General features: G+C 68.4%; 18 protein-coding genes and 1 tRNA gene. 5 read left to right on the top strand and 14 right to left on the bottom strand.

Translation table 11 applies throughout. From position 1 onward, the window contains the following. Positions 1-12: 12 nt before the first annotated feature. Positions 13-351 carry a hypothetical protein gene (locus tag ACVENA_RS03105; RefSeq protein ID WP_449327606.1) on the bottom strand — a complete coding sequence of 113 codons (339 nt, stop codon included), beginning with the start codon at positions 349-351 and terminating at the stop codon, positions 13-15. Positions 352-620: 269 nt separating this feature from the next. Between ACVENA_RS03105 and ACVENA_RS03100 the strand changes: the two genes are divergently transcribed. Further along, positions 621-1328, top strand: coding sequence for a Crp/Fnr family transcriptional regulator (locus tag ACVENA_RS03100; RefSeq protein ID WP_449327605.1), 708 nt, complete (start codon positions 621-623; stop codon positions 1326-1328). Between the two features lie 11 nt (positions 1329-1339). On the opposite strand, the gene ACVENA_RS03095 is transcribed toward ACVENA_RS03100, so the two are convergent. From ACVENA_RS03095 to ACVENA_RS03080, 4 genes are all read right to left on the bottom strand, one after another. After that, positions 1340-1416, bottom strand: a tRNA-Arg gene (locus tag ACVENA_RS03095). A 46-nt stretch (positions 1417-1462) separates the two neighbouring features. Beyond that, entirely contained in the window at positions 1463-1927 is a 465-nt protein-coding gene (locus ACVENA_RS03090; protein WP_449327604.1) for a DUF1178 family protein, read from the bottom strand. Between the two features lies 1 nt (position 1928). Then, positions 1929-2189, bottom strand: a complete 261-nt coding sequence (gene grxC, locus ACVENA_RS03085) for a glutaredoxin 3 (RefSeq protein ID WP_329627392.1) — start codon at positions 2187-2189, stop codon at positions 1929-1931. Between the two features lie 4 nt (positions 2190-2193). Further along, entirely contained in the window at positions 2194-3066 is an 873-nt protein-coding gene (locus tag ACVENA_RS03080; RefSeq protein ID WP_449327603.1) for a double zinc ribbon domain-containing protein, read from the bottom strand. 62 nt (positions 3067-3128) lie between these two features. Between ACVENA_RS03080 and ACVENA_RS03075 the strand changes: the two genes are divergently transcribed. Next, complete coding sequence (locus ACVENA_RS03075) at positions 3129-3977, top strand: methyltransferase domain-containing protein (RefSeq protein ID WP_449327602.1); 849 nt, start codon at positions 3129-3131, stop codon at positions 3975-3977. A gap of 16 nt (positions 3978-3993) precedes the next feature. Here ACVENA_RS03075 and ACVENA_RS03070 read toward each other — a convergent pair whose 3' ends face one another. Continuing rightward, positions 3994-4416 (bottom strand): (deoxy)nucleoside triphosphate pyrophosphohydrolase, encoded by a 423-nt coding sequence (locus ACVENA_RS03070; RefSeq protein WP_449327601.1) that lies wholly within the window; start codon positions 4414-4416, stop codon positions 3994-3996. Between the two features lie 388 nt (positions 4417-4804). Here ACVENA_RS03070 and ACVENA_RS03065 point away from each other — a divergent pair, with 388 nt between their 5' ends. After that, positions 4805-4993, top strand: coding sequence for a Flp family type IVb pilin (locus tag ACVENA_RS03065; RefSeq protein WP_449327600.1), 189 nt, complete (start codon positions 4805-4807; stop codon positions 4991-4993). An 81-nt stretch (positions 4994-5074) separates the two neighbouring features. Here ACVENA_RS03065 and ACVENA_RS03060 read toward each other — a convergent pair whose 3' ends face one another. The 5 genes from ACVENA_RS03060 to ACVENA_RS03040 all read right to left on the bottom strand — a co-directional run bounded on the left by ACVENA_RS03060 (position 5075) and on the right by ACVENA_RS03040 (position 10893). Further along, positions 5075-6568, bottom strand: coding sequence for a M48 family metalloprotease (locus ACVENA_RS03060; RefSeq protein WP_449327599.1), 1494 nt, complete (start codon positions 6566-6568; stop codon positions 5075-5077). A gap of 146 nt (positions 6569-6714) precedes the next feature. Further along, positions 6715-7662, bottom strand: coding sequence for an acetyl-CoA carboxylase carboxyltransferase subunit alpha (locus ACVENA_RS03055; RefSeq protein WP_257548052.1), 948 nt, complete (start codon positions 7660-7662; stop codon positions 6715-6717). 235 nt (positions 7663-7897) lie between these two features. Further along, positions 7898-8782, bottom strand: a complete 885-nt coding sequence (locus ACVENA_RS03050; RefSeq protein ID WP_449327598.1) for a tyrosine recombinase — start codon at positions 8780-8782, stop codon at positions 7898-7900. Between the two features lie 150 nt (positions 8783-8932). Continuing rightward, positions 8933-10759, bottom strand: coding sequence for a hypothetical protein (locus ACVENA_RS03045; protein ID WP_449327597.1), 1827 nt, complete (start codon positions 10757-10759; stop codon positions 8933-8935). Further along, complete coding sequence (locus ACVENA_RS03040; protein WP_449327596.1) at positions 10759-10893, bottom strand: hypothetical protein; 135 nt, start codon at positions 10891-10893, stop codon at positions 10759-10761. The genes ACVENA_RS03045 and ACVENA_RS03040 overlap by 1 nt, the downstream gene beginning before the upstream one ends. A 139-nt stretch (positions 10894-11032) precedes the next feature. On the opposite strand from ACVENA_RS03040, the gene ACVENA_RS03035 reads away from it, so the two are divergent. After that, a complete protein-coding gene (locus ACVENA_RS03035; protein WP_449327595.1) occupies positions 11033-11608 on the top strand; it encodes a shikimate kinase in 576 nt (191 codons plus the stop codon). Further along, complete coding sequence (gene aroB / locus ACVENA_RS03030; RefSeq protein WP_449327594.1) at positions 11596-12693, top strand: 3-dehydroquinate synthase; 1098 nt, start codon at positions 11596-11598, stop codon at positions 12691-12693. The genes ACVENA_RS03035 and aroB overlap by 13 nt, the downstream gene beginning before the upstream one ends. Positions 12694-13057: 364 nt before the next feature. On the opposite strand, the gene ACVENA_RS03025 is transcribed toward aroB, so the two are convergent. From ACVENA_RS03025 to ACVENA_RS03015, 3 genes are read right to left on the bottom strand one after another with little or no spacing between them, the layout of a single operon-like run. After that, the gene (locus ACVENA_RS03025; RefSeq protein ID WP_449327593.1) at positions 13058-14935 is read right to left on the bottom strand and encodes a monovalent cation:proton antiporter-2 (CPA2) family protein; all 1878 of its coding nucleotides are present in this window, start codon (positions 14933-14935) and stop codon (positions 13058-13060) included. After that, on the bottom strand, positions 14932-15360 hold the full coding sequence (locus tag ACVENA_RS03020) for an iron-sulfur cluster assembly scaffold protein (RefSeq protein ID WP_449327592.1): 429 nt from the start codon (positions 15358-15360) through the stop codon (positions 14932-14934). Before ACVENA_RS03020 ends, ACVENA_RS03025 begins: the two co-directional genes overlap by 4 nt. Further along, positions 15357-15917, bottom strand: a complete 561-nt coding sequence (locus ACVENA_RS03015) for a CvpA family protein (RefSeq protein ID WP_449327591.1) — start codon at positions 15915-15917, stop codon at positions 15357-15359. The genes ACVENA_RS03020 and ACVENA_RS03015 overlap by 4 nt, the downstream gene beginning before the upstream one ends. Positions 15918-15941: the final 24 nt, after the last annotated feature.

The raw sequence follows: 15941 nt of genomic DNA, 5'->3' as shown, positions 1-15941 counted from the left end.
AAATAATCCCTGTCAGCCCGCGGCCCCGTCGCGTTCGTCGAACAGGATCGTCAGCAACAGCGACGTGTCGGCGATCGCCTTGACCGCGTGCGGCATCCCGGGTTCGAGGAACAGCCAGTCGCCCGCCTGCAACTCGGCCGGAACGTCGCTCTCGATCCGCGCATGCCCCGCGATGCAATAGAGCGTCAGCGATCCCGCAACGCGGTGCGGCGCGATCGACTGACCGGCGCGCACGACGAGATGGATCGCCTCGAAAGCCGGGGTTCGCGCCAGCGCCGCCGTCACGGTGGCCCGGTCGCCGAGTGCGGCGAGGTGCGCCACTTCGCCCGAGCGGCAATGATGGAGCGCCATGCTCAGCTCTCCCGCAACCGCGAACGGCGAAACAGGCCGCGAAGCCACCGGCCGATGGCTTTCGCGACGCCCTCACCGCTGGAATAACGGACACGCCGCGCGTCGAGCGGCCCCGATCCGATCACTTCGCCGCATTCCGGACAGAACATCGCGCTTTCCTCCGTGGGTCGCCCCTCGCTCTGCCCTGCACGATAACAGAATCAGCGGCGAATAATTTGCGCTGGCGCAAACTTCTCCTCTTTGCGCCAAGCCGCGCCTAGAAGACCATCATGACTGCCCCGATTCCCATCGATGCCAAGATGCTCTCCGACGTCGCCCTGCTGGCAGCGCTGCCGCCCGCCGTGCTGGAAGAAGCCGCCGGGCTCGCGCGTGCGCGGTCACTTCCACGGGGCATGCGGATCTTCGACCAGGGCGAGCGCGCCGGCCGCGCGCACGCCCTGTTGTCGGGCTGCGTGCGCATCACGCAGGCCGGCAGCGACGGCGAGGAGATTCTCGTCCGCTTGATCGGCCCCGGCGAAATCTTCGGCTGCGTCCCCGTTCTGACCGACGGCCTCTATCCCGCCGACGCGACCGCGATGGCCGTTTCGCTGGAGGTGAGCTGGGATCCCGCCGACCTGCTCGCGCTGATGCAGCGTCATTCGCAGGTCGCGATCGCCATGGTCGGCATCGTCGGTAAACGATTGGGCGAAGCGCAGGAGCGACTGCGCGAACTGGCGACACAAAGCGCCGAGCGCCGGGTCGCGCGCACGCTGCTACGGCTGCTCGACCAGGCGGGGCGCCGGACCGGCGACGGCCTGCGGATCGAATTTCCGCTGCGACGCAAGGACATCGCCGACATCGCGGGTACCACGCTCCACACCGCCAGCCGGCTCGTCGCCGGCTGGGGACGCCAAGGCCTGCTCGTCACCCGCCATCGTCATATCATCATCAGATCGCCGGATAAGCTCCGCGCGATCGCCGAGGAAGCGCTGGATTGAGGAATTGGTAATGGTGCGCCCGGCGGGATTCGAACCCACGGCCCCCAGATTAGGAATCTGATGCTCTATCCTGCTGAGCTACGGGCGCGCCGGGCGCTCGTTTAGCGGCGGGGAGCGCGCAGCGTCAATCGCGATCAATTGATCGCATCGGGCGGAGCGACCGGCACCAGCAAAGGCATCGCCGCGATGCCGTCGTCGTGCAGCGCCTGCGCCTCCTGGGGCGAGGCCTGGCCGTGGATCAGATCCTCCGCCGCGCGCCCTTCGTGCATCGCGCGCGCCGCAGCGGCGAAATCACGGCCGACCCAGCGCGACTGCGGCAGCATCTCGGCCTGCTTCGCCGCAATCTCGGCCAGCACCTTGCGCACCAGTTCGGGGGAAGGCTCCGCGGAATCGGCGGGCGGAGTCACGGGTGCCGCGACCATCTGGTTCGACTTCGCGCCGACGCGCGGCGCCATCACCGCCTTGCGGATATCGGCGTCGCCGCAGACCGGGCAGCCGATCAACCCGCGCGCCTGCTGGTCGGCGAAACTGTCGCTGCTCGCGAACCACGCCTCGAACCGATGCTCGCCTGCGGCGCAGCAGAGGTCGAAGACGATCATCTCAATCGGCCTTCAGCAGCGCGTCGAGCTCGCCCTTCGCCTCGAGCGCGGCAAGGTCGTCGCTGCCGCCGACATGCCGATCATCGATGAAGATCTGGGGCACGGTGCGCCCGCCGTTCGCGCGCGCGACCATCGCCTCCTGGCCGGCGCGATCCATCGTCACGTCGATTTCGCGATAGGCGGCGCCCTTGCGGTCGAGCAGCGCCTTGGCGCGCGCGCAATAGCCGCAAAAGGCCTTCGTATAGATTTCGATCGTCGCCATATGGCTATCCTGCCGTCCTTTCATCCCCGATATCGGAATCCAACGAGGCAAAGTCAAATATGTTGCTGGTCATCAGCGCATCGGGGACGACGCGCGCCCAGCTTAGCGCCGAAATGCGCGCCGCGCCGCTGCGCCGAAGCGTCCGCGCCGCCGCGCGCAGCGTGGCGCCGCTCGCGTGGACATCATCAACCAGCACCAGATGCCGCCCCGCTGCCCGCGCCCGCGCATCGGGGGCGAGCGCAAAGGCGCCCGCGACGATCCGCTCGCGCTCGCGTCGCCCCTTGCCGCGCAGCGCCGCCGTGGCCTTCGGCCGAACGAGCAGGTGTGGATCGTGCGCGACCCCGGTGAGCCGCGCCAGCGCGTCAGCGACCATTGCCGCCTGGTTGAAGCCGCGCGACCAGAGCCGCCAGCGGTGGAGCGGCACCGGCACCAACAGCATCTCCCCGCTGTTGCCGAGCGTCGCCAGCGGGCGCGCCATCAATTGTGCCATCAGCCGCGCATGCCCGGTCCGCCGCCCATATTTGAGGCGCAGCGCGACCGTGCGCGCGACGGGACCATAAGCGACCGCTGCGGGGGCGCCGTCGAACGGCGGCGCATCGGCCATGCACGCGCCGCATTCGACCGCGCCGCCGGGGAGCGCCGTCGGCAGCGGAATTGAGCAGCGCGCGCAGGCGGGACCGTCGAGGAAGTGCAGCGACGACCAGCACGACAGGCAGAATTGGCGGTCGTCGCCGACGATCACCCCGCATCCGGGGCAACGCGGCGGCAGCGCATAATCGACGGCAGCGCGCCCAGCGGTTCGCAGAAGGCGAAGCAGCGCCCGCCCTGCCCCTGCGTCCGCCGCTGGCGGGCCGATTTCCGCATCTCCGGCGGCCATCGTCCTATCGTCCCCCATGTCGCGACTTGTGCAGCATCGCCGGGAGAGGCACAAGCGCGCGCATGTCGCAGCCCCCGCCGCTTTTTTCCCCCGCCCGCGACGCCGCGCAGCGCGACCGCGCGGCGCTCCTGCCCGCCGACGCCAATTTCCTCGCGCCGATCGTCGCCGACACCTTGCTCGACCGCCTGTCGATGGTCACACGGGCCTTTTCCCGCACCCTGCTGATCGGAGCGCACGACGCGGCGCTGGCCGAGCATCTCCACGCGACCGGAACTCACCTCACCCTGTTCGAAGCCGGGCCGCGGCTGGCCGCAGCGACGGGCGCGATCGTCGGTGAGGTCGATGCGATCGACCTGCCGCTGGCGAGCTTCGACCTCATCGTCTGGCCGGGCGGGCTCGAAGCGGTGAACGACGTTCCCGGCGCGCTCGTCCGCCTTCGCGCGCTGCTCGCACCCGACGGCCTGCTCCTCGGCGCCTTCGTCGGCGACGGCAGCCTGCCGCGCCAGCGCCGCGCGGTGATGAGCGAGGGCGTGCGGCCGATCGCGCGGCTGCATCCGCAGGTCGACCTGGCGTCGATGGGCAATCTGCTCCAGCGCACCGGCTTCGCGCTGCCGGTGGTCGACGTCGATGCGCTGACCGTGCGCTATGGCGACTGGTTCGCGCTCGTCCGCGACTTGCGCGCCGCCGGCCTGTCGAGCCGCCTCTCGCCCGCGCCGCCACCGCTGACGCGCGACGAAGTGGCGCGGATCGCCGCCGCCTTCGCCGCGCAGGCCGATCCCGACGGGCGCATCGCCGAAAGTTTCCGTCTCATTCACTTCAGCGGCTGGGCGCCGCACCCCGACCAGCCGAAACCCGCACGGCGCGGCAGCGGGTCGGCCTCGCTCGCGGAAGCGCTGAAGCCGAAGACGTGACCGTCGCCCTGCGAATCTAGATCAACGCCTCGATCAGCCCGATCAGCGGCAGGTCGGCGGGCGGCATGGCAAGGCCGTGCAGTTCGACCGGCCGCACCCAGCGCAGCGCGCTAGCGTGCATCGCCTGCGGCGTCCCGCGCCATTTGCGGCAGACGTAGAGCAACAGCAGCAGGTGCCGGTCGCCCAGCGTGTCGCTTGCGAAACAGGCGGGCGCGAGGCAGCTATGATCGACGTCGATCGCCAGCTCCTCGGCCAGCTCGCGGATCAGCGCACGTTCGGGCGTTTCGCCGGGTTCGAGCTTGCCGCCGGGAAATTCCCACAATCCCGCCATCGGCTTGCCATCCGGCCGTTGCTGGACGAGCAGCCGCCCGTCGCGATCGACGAGCGCCGCCGCGACGACGGTGAGGATGGAAACTGCGGCATTTCCCGCCTTGAACACGGACAAATTATTAACCCTCCTGTGCGACCCTCGAAAGCCTCGGGAACTATAACTTCAGTCAGGGGCGGAACAATGAACAGGATTCATGGGCTGCTGCGGTCGACCAGAGCCGCGACAGCCGTCGAATACGGGCTGATACTGGCCTTGGTATTTTTGGCCGCCCTCAGCGCGATGAGCGCCGTCGGGAGCGCGACCGTGAATATGTGGAACAAGGTCTCCTCGAACGCAACCGCTGTCCTGTAGAGCAGCGATTGTCCGACAATGGGACGCAAGGCAATGATTTGCGAAGCTGGCCCATTAAGATTTTCAAAACTTATTTCACCTAGACCCGAACCGTTGACCCAGACCAGACCGTCAACAGGGTAAGTGAAGCATCAGGAGACCAGTCATGAAATTCATCAAGAAATTCGTCCGCGACACCAAGGCCGCGACCGCCATCGAATATGGCCTGATCGCCGCTCTGATCGCCGTCGCCGGCATCACCGCGATGAGTGCTGTTGGCACCGCCGTGAGCACGACCTTCGACAAGGTTTCGGGCAACCTCGACGGCGCCGGCTCGGCACCGACGACCCCGTAATAGCCGAAAGGCTTCTCGCGCCTCTTCGCGCGAGCATCGGAATCGGGGGCGGTGGCTCAGGCCACTCGCCCCCTTTTCGCGTCAGCGGCTGGCGTAGACGACGATCTTGACCTTCTGTCCCGGCGTCAGCCGGCTCGACGCGGTCAGGCGGTTGAGCACCTGGAACCGCTCGGTCTGATAATCCTGATAGGCCATGCGCCGTGCCAGCGTCGCGACGGTATCGCCGCGACCCACGGTGACGACATCGACCCGCCGCGGCCGGATCGCGGCCGCTTCACTCGCATTCAGGCGCCGGACGCTGTTGAACATCGGATTGAAGACACCCGCGCCGCCCGCTTTCGTGAGGGCCACGAAATGGAAGGCGCTGCTCCGCGAAAATTCATAGGCGAAGACGGTGACGTCGACCTGCCCCGACTGCGTATTGGCGCGCGCGACCGAATAATATGCGGGAATCCCGTTCACCGTCGTGCGCTGGACGCTGCTCGGGCTCAGCGACGCATTGCCCGCCACCGCCTTGAACGCCGCCGCGATATAGGCGTTCATGTCGCCGTTATAGGCCGCGGTCGTGAATTGCGCCTGGCCGCCGTTCCCGCTCACCGAAACGGCGTCGGTGGCATTCTGCATGCCATAGCCGTTCGGCACGGTGAATTTGAGCCGGAGGGCGGGGTGCAGGAAGTCGCGCCCCTCGATCACCCCCTGCGCGGGATCGTCGCCATAGAGCACGCCATCGACCGACGCGAGAAAAGCATCGGCGTTGCGCACGCCGCCGCGCCCGACCTTCGCCGCCAGGCTTTCGGCGTTGCGGACGCGCGAGGCGGGATCGGGGTGGGTGCTCGCCCATTCGGGGATCGACCGCGCGTCGCCGCCCGATAGCCGCGCCTCGAGATCGGTCTGGTTGGCGAGGCTCGCGAGCATCGTCGACAGCGCGAGCGGGTCGTAGCCGGCCTTCTTGAGATACTGGACGCCGAGTTGATCGGCTTCGAGCTCCTGCCCGCGCGAAAAGCCGAGCGTCGCGAGCTGCGCCGCCTGCATCGCATTGTTCTGGAGCAGGCCGCCGAGGCCGCCGAGCAACCCGCCATTGTCGCCGATCGCACCGCCGATCACCGCGCCAAGCACGCCAAGGATCGTGTTGCGCGTCGCCGCCTTCTGCCTTTTCTTGCTGTGCTGCGCGGCGACATGGCCGACCTCGTGCCCCAGCACGCCCGCGAGCTCGGCCTCGTCGTTCATCAGCGCCATGAGCTGGCGCGTGACATAGACATAACCGCCAGGGATCGCGAAGGCGTTGTTCACCGGCGAATTGAGCAAGGTGACCGTGAAGTCCGTCGGCGAGCGCGACAGGCCCGACTGGACCGCGATATTCTGCCCGATCCGGTTCACATAGGCCGCCTGCGGACCGGCATAGGCGCCGCCGAATTCGGCGAGAAGCTGCGGATGCGCCTCGTCACCCTGCTTGCGTTCGGCGGGCGTGATGTTGGTCTGGGTCCGGATCGCCTTCAATTGCGCGTCGGCGGCGCCGGTGAAAGCGAACGCCGAAAGCGCGAATGCCGCCGCCAGCCTGTATTTCGTCTTCCGCATCGTCAACGACCTCCCTCATACACCTCGTCATTGCGAGCGGAGCGAAGCAATCCAGAGCGGTTTACGCCTGCTGTGGATTGCCGCGTCGCCTTCGGCCCCTCGCAATGACGATTCCAACCAACGACATCTCGTTCCGGTTCCGCCGCTCAGACCCGCCCCATTGCGAGGAACTTCTCCTCGCGCGCATCAAGCAGTGCTTCTCGCGACAATCCGGCCAGCGAATCGAGCTCTTCGGCGATCGCATCGCCGAGCGACTGGATCGCGGCCTCGGGCGCACGGTGGGCGCCGCCGACGGGCTCGGGAACGATGCGGTCGATAATTTTCAGCCCCAGCAGGTCCTGCGCCGACATCTTCATCGCGGTCGCGGCATCGGCCGCCTTGTCCGACGTGCGCCACAGGATCGACGCACAGCCTTCGGGCGAGATCACCGAATAGACGGCGTGTTCGAACATCAGCACGCGGTTCGCCGCAGCCAGCGCGATCGCGCCGCCCGATCCGCCCTCGCCGACGATCGCCGCGACCATCGGCACGCCCAGGGCAAGGCATTGCTCGGTCGAGCGCGCGATTGCCTCGGCCTGTCCGCGCTCCTCGGCCTGGATGCCGGGAAAAGCGCCCGACGTGTCGACCAGCGTCACCACCGGCAGCCCGAAGCGGTCGGCGAGCTGCATCAGGCGGATCGCTTTCCGATAGCCCTCGGGCTTCGCCATGCCGAAATTATGCTTCATGCGCGACGGGATGTCGTCGCCCTTTTCATGGCCGATCACCATCACGCGGCGGCCGCGAAAGCGCGCGAGCCCGCCCAGAATCGCCTGATCGTCGCCGAAATTGCGGTCGCCCGCCAACGGCATCCAGTCGTCGAACATATCCGCGACATAATGTTTGAAATGCGGCCGGTCGGGATGGCGCGCGACCTGCGTCTTTTGCCACGGGGTCAACTTCGAATAGATGTCGCGCAGCAATTTCGAGGACTTGTCCTCCAGCCGCGCGATGTCGCCGTCGATGTTGAGCGAGGGGTCGTCCCCCATCTCGCGCAATTCGGCAATCTGCCGATCGAGCGCCGCGACCTGTTTCTCGAAATCCAGAAAGGCTGTCATAGGGGAGCGCTAGTGCGAAGGCCGGGCGAGGTCAACGCCGGAACAAATCTGATTGAACCCGACTCCCCGAGCGAAGCCGAGGGGCTCGTTCGAGCGTAGCGAGAACCCGCACCGTCGCAGCCTCGACTACGCTCGGAATGGCCCCTCGGCTTCGGCCAAAGGCCGAAGTTTATCCTGAGCGCCCGCCAGGGCAGTCGAAGGGCTCGGGGAATCGGATCTCTTTGTCGAGGATGGATCATTTCATCCGCGCCAGCGGATGCCGCCGGTTCACCAGCTCGACCAGCCGCCTGCTGTCGACGTGCGTATAGATTTCGGTCGTCGCGATGTCGGCATGGCCGAGCATCAGTTGCAGCGCGCGCAAATCCGCCCCGCCCTCCAGCAGGTGTGTCGCGAAGGCGTGGCGCAGCACATGCGGGCTGATCGCGGTCGGGTCGATCCCGGCGCGTGCCGCGAGCTCGCGCAGCATCTGGAACAGCCGCACGCGCGACAGATGCGCCTTTCCCGATGGAAAGAGCCACGGCGAACCATCCGCGACCAACGGCAGCCAGCGGTCGATTCCTTCGCGCGTGCGTTCGGACAGAGGTACCAGCCGCTCCTTGTCGCCCTTCCCCCGAATGATCAGGAACTCGCGCCCGCCCGAAGCCGCGCGGCGGGGCAGCGATACGAGTTCGCTCGCGCGCAGCCCCGATCCATAGAGAAGTTCGAGCAGCAGCAGCATCCGTACCGCCTGCGCGGGCGGCGCTTCGCCTGCCGCTTCCTCGCCCGCCTGCGCGAACAGCCGCTCGACATCGTCGTGCGTCAATATGCGCGGCAAAGGCCGCCGCGTCGCCGGGCGCGCGATGTCGAGCGCGGGGTTGTCGGCGCGCTCGCCCTCGTCGAGCAGGAAAGCGAAGAATTGCCGCAACGCCGACAATTTGCGCGCCGCGCTGCTCGCCGCAAGCGAGGCATAGCCCGCCATCAGCGCGCGCAGATCGCCCGCCCCCGCCTCGCCCAGCGAACCGCGCACCCTCTCCGCCGCCTGCTCCAGATCGCGCTTATAGGCCGCGAGCGTGTTGCGCGACGCCCCACGCTCGGCCGCCATCATTTCCAGAAAGCGGTCGATCAGGATGCCGTCACTCACTTCAAGCTCATTGGTCTGGAACTTATCACATTGAGCCGATTCCCCGAGCGAAGCCGAGGGGCCCTGCCGAGCGAAGTCGAGGCAGCGACGGTGCCGGTTCTCGCTTCGCTCGAACGAACCCCTCGGCTTCGCTCGGGGAATCGGACTATGTCAGACACGCACCAGCGCTTCGGCAGCGATCATCCGCGCTTCGGCTTCCAGTCCCACGTCACGCAGCGCGCGGGTGATGTAATAGAGGTGATAGGGCGGGATCTTCGACCAGTCGCCCTGCATCCCTGCCGCCGCGATCAACGCGACCATCCCCGGCTCGCGCCGTTCGGCGGCCGCCATGATCGCGCGCGACCAGCGCGTCTGCTTGCCGAGATTGATGTCAAGGTCGCCCGCCGCCGACGCCGCCTGCCCCGCGTCGATGCGGCCGAGCCCGGCCAGCCCCGCGACGAGGAATTTCGAGCGCAGAGAATCAGCGCTGTCGTCATTGACCGAGAAATTGCTGATGCTGCCCGCGCTCACCCCGGTCAGCGCGCGCGGCGATCCGACCGCCATCACGCCCCAGGCGCGGCTGCCGACGTCGAGTTTCTGAACCCACGCCATCGCATTGGCGTCATAGCCCGCGGCGAGCATCGATCCCAGAAGCTGCCACGGATCGTCGCCGACGTTGGTGCCGGTCGGCAGCCCCGCCGCGGCGCGCGCGGTCGCGACGAGCGCGGCATAGCGCTGCGCCGGGTTCGATCCCGCGCCCCACAGCCCCTGCATCGCGGCATAGCGTTCGGCGCCGGTCGCCGATCCGAAGGCATCGCGCAGCTCGCCGAGCTGCGCCGCGATCGCTTCGGGCGGCTCCTCCTCGCTCGACGCCGCGCTGAGCAGCGAGACATAGGCCTCGCTCGACAGCACGCCGCGCGCCGCCGCGTCGGGCGCCGCGGCGACGCGGTCGGCCATGTCGGTCATCGGCGCCAGCACCGTCCAGCCGCGCATATAGCCGGGCTCACCCGCGCGAAGCTCGGCGGGGATGCCGATCGCGGTCGCGGTGGCGAGGCCGAAGCGCCAGCTCGTCAGCCGGTCGACCTTGTCCCATTCGATCGTCGTCGAGCGGCGGCCCGCGCCGGTCGCGCCGAGCACGCGCTCGGTCAGCAATATGTCGAAATTGCTGATTTTGCCGCTCGACCGGACGCGCCCGATCGCCCAGCCCGCCGGACCCGCTTCGCCCGACAGCCCGGCGCAGATCGCCGCCGCCAGCCGCCACGACTGCTCCTCGCCATGCGCGAGGCCGGCGGGGACATAAGGACAAAGCCCCGCCGGATCGGCATTGGCGAGGAAGGTCTGCTGCGCGACCTGCACCAGCCGCGGGCTCGCGCGATCATAGTCAACCGACTGGACGATCCAGCGCGCCGCAGTCGATTCACCCATGCGCAGGAGCAGCCCCGCGCGATCGGCGGCAAGGTCGGCGCCGTTGATCGTGTCGGGGGTATCGATCGCCGACGACAGCGCGCGGCGCAGCAAGATCTGCCCCCAGCGCGAAGCCAATGCGCCACCCGTCTTGCGCATGATCGCCGCCGCATATTGGCCGCGCACACCGAAGGCGTCGGGCGCGAGACCGCCCGTTTCGGGAGTCAGCGGCCCGATCCGCGACAGCAGCCGCCGCGCGCCGGGCGGCAGGTCGTATTTCAGCCCGCCCGAGGCGACCTCCTCTTCGTCGCCGCTCTCATCGCCGTCTTCGCTTGCGGCGTCGGTCAGGGTCGGAGTCACGGCGGGCGGCAGGGCGCCGACCGACGGGGAAGACGGGGATGAGGGCGTCGGCGATTTCGGCGTCGCGGTCGAACCGGGCGACGGCGTCGGCGAGGGTTTCGGCGCGGGCGTATCGGCCGGATTGCCGAAACCCTCGGGCAGCAGCGATTCCTGCGCGATCGCGGGCAGCACCAGCGCCGCCGCCATCGCGGTGCCCGACAGGGCCAAAGTCAGCGTCAGCAGCTTTTTCGTCATCACCTATCCTTGGGGGCTGTGCTCAGGCCGCTTTGGGCGATTGTGTCGGTCACGTCCACCTCGGTCGTTCGCGGCGCGATCGGCCGCCCCAGATAGAAGAGCAACAGCAGGAAGGCCAACAGTAGCAGCGCCAAGCCCGCCAACCACGCTCTCCACCGGCCTTTTCCCGATCTTTCCGTCCCGCGCAATATCCAATGCCCGCCGTTCGTCCCATAAGTGCCGCCCGCAAAAACCATTGTCCCGCCCGGCCCGGGCGGTATAGCCCCGCGCACCATGTCGCGAAACCCGAAAAGCCCCGGCCCGGCCGCACCCGGCGCCCTGCCCGCGTCGATCCGCGAGCGGTCGATCGTGCTCGTCGGGCTGATGGGGTCAGGCAAGTCGACGATCGGCCGCCGCCTCGCGCAGCGCCTCGGCATGGCCTTCGCCGACGCCGACGACGAGATCGAGCGCGCCGCGGGCATGACGATTTCCGACATGTTCGCCAAATTCGGCGAAGCGCATTTCCGCGACGGCGAACGCCGCGTGATCGCGCGGCTGCTCGCGGGCAGGCCGCACGTTCTCGCGACCGGCGGCGGCGCCTTCATCAACGACGAGACGCGCGCACTGATCCTGAAGGACAGCCTGTCGATCTGGCTCGACGCCGACATCCCGACCCTCGTCGAACGCGTCGCGCGGCGCAGCCACCGGCCCTTGCTCAAGGACCGCGATCCGGGGCAGGTGCTCCGCGAACTCGCCGCGGTCCGCAACCCCATCTATGCCGAGGCGCATATCCGCGTCAGCTCGGCGTCCAGCCCGCACGAATATACGGTGCGCGCGATCCTGGAGGCCCTGTCGAAATGGAACGCCTGACCGTCGAACTGGGGAGCCGCAGCTATCCGATCCTGATCGGCGACGGGCTGATCGGCGCGATCGGCCGCCACGTCGCGCCGCTCCTCAAGCGCCCGCGCACGATGATCGTCACCGACGAGCATGTCGCGCCGCATTATCTGGACGCGGTGCGCGCCGCGCTGACGGCGGAGAGCGTTACGGTCTCGTCGCTGGTACTGCCTGCGGGCGAAGGCTCGAAAAGCTGGGCCGGGCTGGCGCGCCTCACCGAATGGCTGATCGGCGAAGAGGTCGAGCGCAGCGATCATATCATCGCGCTGGGCGGCGGCGTGATCGGCGACCTTGTCGGCTTCGCCTGCTCGATCGTCAAGCGCGGCTGCGCCTTCGTCCAGGTGCCGACCACTCTGCTCGCGCAGGTCGACAGCAGCGTCGGCGGCAAGACCGCGATCAACGTCGCGGCGGGCAAGAATCTGATCGGCGCCTTCCACCAGCCCGCTCTGGTGCTGATCGACCCGACGACGCTCGCCACCCTGCCGCGCCGCGAGCTTGGCGCGGGCTATGCCGAGGTGGTCAAATATGGGCTGATCGACGATGCCGCCTTCTTCGCCTGGTGCGAGGCCAACGGCGCGGCGCTGCTCGCGGGCGACGGCGACGCGCGGCACAAGGCGATCGCGCACAGCGTCGCCGCCAAGGCGCGGATTGTCGCCGCCGACGAGCGCGAGACGCAGGACATCCGCGCGCTACTCAACCTCGGCCACAGCTTCGGCCACGCGCTGGAGGCCGAGACCGGCTATTCGGACCGGCTGCTCCACGGCGAGGCAGTCGCGGCAGGCATGGTGCTGGCGCATCAATTTTCGGCCGCAAACGGCCTCTGTCCGGCCGCGGATGCGGCGCGGGTGCGCGATCATCTCGCCAGCGTCGACCTGCCGCACAGCCTCGCAAGCGCGGGGATCAACAGCGGCGGCGCGGCGCTCGCCGCGCATATGGCGCACGACAAGAAAGTGCGCGGCGGCAAGCTGCCGTTGATTCTGACCCGAGGGATCGGACGGAGCTTCGTCACCGAGGACTATGGACTGGATAGCGTGGCGACGTTCCTGGACGATCGCTGACGGCGGCAGTCGACCGAACCCCGTCATCCCGGCGAAGGCCGGGATCTCGCCGGTGCGTCATTACGACAGGGTGAGATCCCGGCCTTCGCCGGGATGACGAAAGTGGCTAGGAATGTCTGCTCTCCACCTCAAAGCCGACATCGCCTTCAAATAGGCCTTTCCTACATTATCCGGCTATGCCAGCCTTCATCCGGCTCTTTCCTTTGGTGAACAAAAGAGGTCGCTGCCTAACTCGCGGGTGCGGTCATGGCGGGGCGTGCCGGACGCGTCAGCACGCCGCAGGCTCAAATCGGGGCGCGCGCAGGGCTGAACTTTCCTGAACTTTGGAATGGCCACGCGGCCTCGCGACGACCGGGCAGCGCGACTAGGCCGCCTGACCGGCTTCGGCCTCTTCGCGCGCGCGTTTTGCCGCTGCCCGCCGCTCGCGCAGCGCTTCGAGCACGCTCGTCGCCTGCCGACCGCCGCCCGCGACAAAGCGGTAATCGCGCCCCGCGCCGAGATCGCCTTCGCTGATCTGCATCCCGAGCCGTTCGGCATCGAGCTGGCGCAGCGCCATTTCGACATCCTCGATCTCACGCGGCGCGACTTCGAGCTGTTGCAGCGCCATCGTGCCGAGCGCGATCGAGCTTTCGAACACTTCGCGCACCGCGCCGACCGCTCCCGCACCGTCGATCGCCAGCAACTGCCGCCGGTCGAACACCCGCGTCAGCACGCGCGCATCGGGGAAGGACTCGACCACCGGCGCCAGCGCGGCGGCGTCGATGCTGCGGTCGTCGGTACAGAAGATGATCAGCCGCGCCTCCTCGGCCCCCGCGCGGCGCAGCACGTCGATGCGCAGCCCGTCGCCGAAATAGACTTTGGTGTCGAACCGCCCCGACAGTTCGATCTGGCTCGGCTTCTTGTCGATCAGCGTCACCGAACAATCGACCGCGTGGAGCATCTGGGCGACGATCTGCCCGAAGCGGCCATAGCCGATGACGAGCGCCGACCCGCGCGGCGCATTTTCGGGATCGTCGAGATCGGCCTCGCTGCCCGGCGAATATTCCAGATTGCGCGCGAACAGCATCAGGAAGGGCGTCGTCATCATCGACAGGGTGACGACCGCGCTGAACAGGCTCGCCGCCGCTGGCGCGACGAGCATCGCATCGGCGGCCTGGGTAAAAAGCAGGAAACCGAATTCGCCGCCCTGGCTGAGCAGCAGGCCGAGGCCGAGCGCGGTACTCCACGGCTTGCCGAACAGGCGGACGAGCAGCGTGAGCACCGCGGTCTTGACCGCGACCAGCCCGGCGGCGAGCGCGAGCACCAGCAGCGGCCGCTGCATCACGACGCCGACGTCGAGCACCATCCCGACCGCGAGGAAGAAGAGGCCGAGCAGGACGAGGCGGAACGGCTCGACGTCGGCTTCGATCTCGTGCCGATAGGGCGAATCGGCGAGCATAACCCCCGCGATGAAAGCCCCCAGCGCGGTCGACAAATGGAGGCTGTGCATGAAGGCCGCGCTCGCCAGCACCGCGAGCAATCCGACGACCACGAACAATTCGCGCTCGCCATAGCGGCCGACGAGGCGGAGCAGCGGATTGACGACGAAGCGGCCGACCAGCACGAGGATCAGGATCGCGCCGACCGTCGTCAGCGCCATCTGCCAGCCCGGCGGCGCCGAGGGGTCAGCGGGCGCGCGCGACAGCGCGGCGATGATCGTGATCATCGGCACGATCGCGAGATCCTGGAACAACAGGATCGAAAAGGCCTTTTCGCCGAAGGGCGAGTTGATCCGCCCCGAGCTCTTGAGGCTCGGCAGCACCTGCGCGGTCGACGACAGCGCGAGCGGCAGACCGAGCGCCAGCGCCGCCTGCCAACTGAAACCCAGCGTCACGAAGATCAGCCCGGCGAGGATCAGGCCGGTGACGACGACCTGCGCGAGCCCGAGTCCGAAGATCGCGCGGCGCATGTCCCAGAGCCGCCGCGGGTGGAGTTCGAGGCCGACGAGGAAGAGCAGAAAGGCGATGCCGATCTCGGCGAAGGCGAGCTTCGATTCGGCGCCGCCGACGAGCCCCAATCCGTGCGGACCGACGAGCGCGCCGGCGATCAGATAGCCGAGCACCGCGCCGAGACCGAGGCGACGGAAGAGCAGCACGAACAGCGTCGCGACCCCGAGCAGGATCGCGCCTTCGAGCAACGCAGCGTCGGTCGCGGTTTCGCTGACGGCCGCAGCCGCCCCGGCCGCGAGACCCATCAGGCTCATGCCGGCGCCGCCTGTTCCTCAAGCGCCGCGACCGCGGCATCGAAGGGCAGCAGGATCGCCCCGTGACGCGCGGGATAGGCTTGCGCGGCGGCGAGCAGATCGAAGCCCGGCCATTCAGGCGACCCGCCCTCGCCCGCGAACCAGCTTGCGATCGCGTTGCGCGCGGCACGGAGTTCGGTCAGAGTCTTGCCCACCGCGTGGCGCGCGAGCAGCGTCGCCGATGCCTGCCCCAGCGCGCACGCCTCGACATGCATGCCGATGCCACTCACCCGGCCGCGATCGTCGGCGTCGACGTCGAGGATAATCGCGCTGCCGCAGAGTGGCGCGCGCATCGATATGCGGTGGCGCGCGCCTTCGCGCGGCGGGAAATCGACCGACCCCACCGCGAGCGCCAATATGTCGCGATTATAGAGCGCGCTGCTCATGGCGCGCTCGCATCCGCCGCGGCCTGCTTGTCGGCGTCCGCCTGCGCCGACCGCGCCTCGGCCCGCCGCTCGGCGATCACCTTGCTCAGCGCCGCGCTGGTCGCGCTCAGCGCCGGATAGGTGCGGCTGTCCGTCATCCACGCCGGGCGCTGCGCGTTGCCGTAGCCGATGTCGTAAAGCAGCGTCGCCGCCATGAAGAGCAGGGTCGCGACGATCAGCCCCTTGACCGCGCCGAAGCCCGCCCCGAGCCCGCGATCGAAGCCGCCGACCAGCGAAGCGCGGCTGCGCTGCCCCATCGTCCGCGATCCCCATTTGGCGAGCGCGAAGACCCCGCCGAACAGGATCACGAAAGCCAGCATCGCCGCGCCGCCGGGCGCCTCGATCCAGCGCGCGACGAAATCGGTGACGAGCGGGTGGAAAAAGCGCACCGCGAGGATCGCGAGGACCCAGGCGAGAAGCGACGTCACCTCCTGCACCAGCCCGCGCAGGAAGCCGAGCACCGCGCCGCCGCCGACGAGAGTCAGCACGATGATGTCGAGGGCCGTCAGATTTGCCATCGGACCGCAATCCAAAAATCACGC

Source organism: Sphingopyxis sp. 550A, assembly GCF_053569535.1.
The sequence above is the reverse complement of the archived record's forward strand: the minus strand, read 5'-3'. Positions and strand labels throughout refer to the sequence as shown.

Bases quoted from the DNA above. Each gene is read 5' to 3' on its own strand.
- ACVENA_RS03075 (WP_449327602.1), top strand. From the start codon at position 3,129: ATGTCGCAGCCCCCGCCGCTTTTTTCCCCCGCCCGCGACGCCGCGCAG.
- ACVENA_RS03105 (WP_449327606.1), bottom strand. From the start codon at position 351: ATGGCGCTCCATCATTGCCGCTCGGGCGAAGTGGCGCACCTCGCCGCA.
- ACVENA_RS03055 (WP_257548052.1), bottom strand. From the start codon at position 7,662: ATGACAGCCTTTCTGGATTTCGAGAAACAGGTCGCGGCGCTCGATCGG.
- ACVENA_RS03025 (WP_449327593.1), bottom strand. From the start codon at position 14,935: ATGAGCCTGATGGGTCTCGCGGCCGGGGCGGCTGCGGCCGTCAGCGAA.
- ACVENA_RS03045 (WP_449327597.1), bottom strand. From the start codon at position 10,759: ATGACGAAAAAGCTGCTGACGCTGACTTTGGCCCTGTCGGGCACCGCG.
- ACVENA_RS03065 (WP_449327600.1), top strand. From the start codon at position 4,805: ATGAAATTCATCAAGAAATTCGTCCGCGACACCAAGGCCGCGACCGCC.
- ACVENA_RS03100 (WP_449327605.1), top strand. From the start codon at position 621: ATGACTGCCCCGATTCCCATCGATGCCAAGATGCTCTCCGACGTCGCC.
- aroB (WP_449327594.1), top strand. From the start codon at position 11,596: ATGGAACGCCTGACCGTCGAACTGGGGAGCCGCAGCTATCCGATCCTG.
- ACVENA_RS03090 (WP_449327604.1), bottom strand. From the start codon at position 1,927: ATGATCGTCTTCGACCTCTGCTGCGCCGCAGGCGAGCATCGGTTCGAG.
- ACVENA_RS03080 (WP_449327603.1), bottom strand. From the start codon at position 3,066: ATGGCCGCCGGAGATGCGGAAATCGGCCCGCCAGCGGCGGACGCAGGG.
- ACVENA_RS03035 (WP_449327595.1), top strand. From the start codon at position 11,033: ATGTCGCGAAACCCGAAAAGCCCCGGCCCGGCCGCACCCGGCGCCCTG.
- ACVENA_RS03020 (WP_449327592.1), bottom strand. From the start codon at position 15,360: ATGAGCAGCGCGCTCTATAATCGCGACATATTGGCGCTCGCGGTGGGG.
- ACVENA_RS03015 (WP_449327591.1), bottom strand. From the start codon at position 15,917: ATGGCAAATCTGACGGCCCTCGACATCATCGTGCTGACTCTCGTCGGC.
- ACVENA_RS03060 (WP_449327599.1), bottom strand. From the start codon at position 6,568: ATGCGGAAGACGAAATACAGGCTGGCGGCGGCATTCGCGCTTTCGGCG.
- grxC (WP_329627392.1), bottom strand. From the start codon at position 2,189: ATGGCGACGATCGAAATCTATACGAAGGCCTTTTGCGGCTATTGCGCG.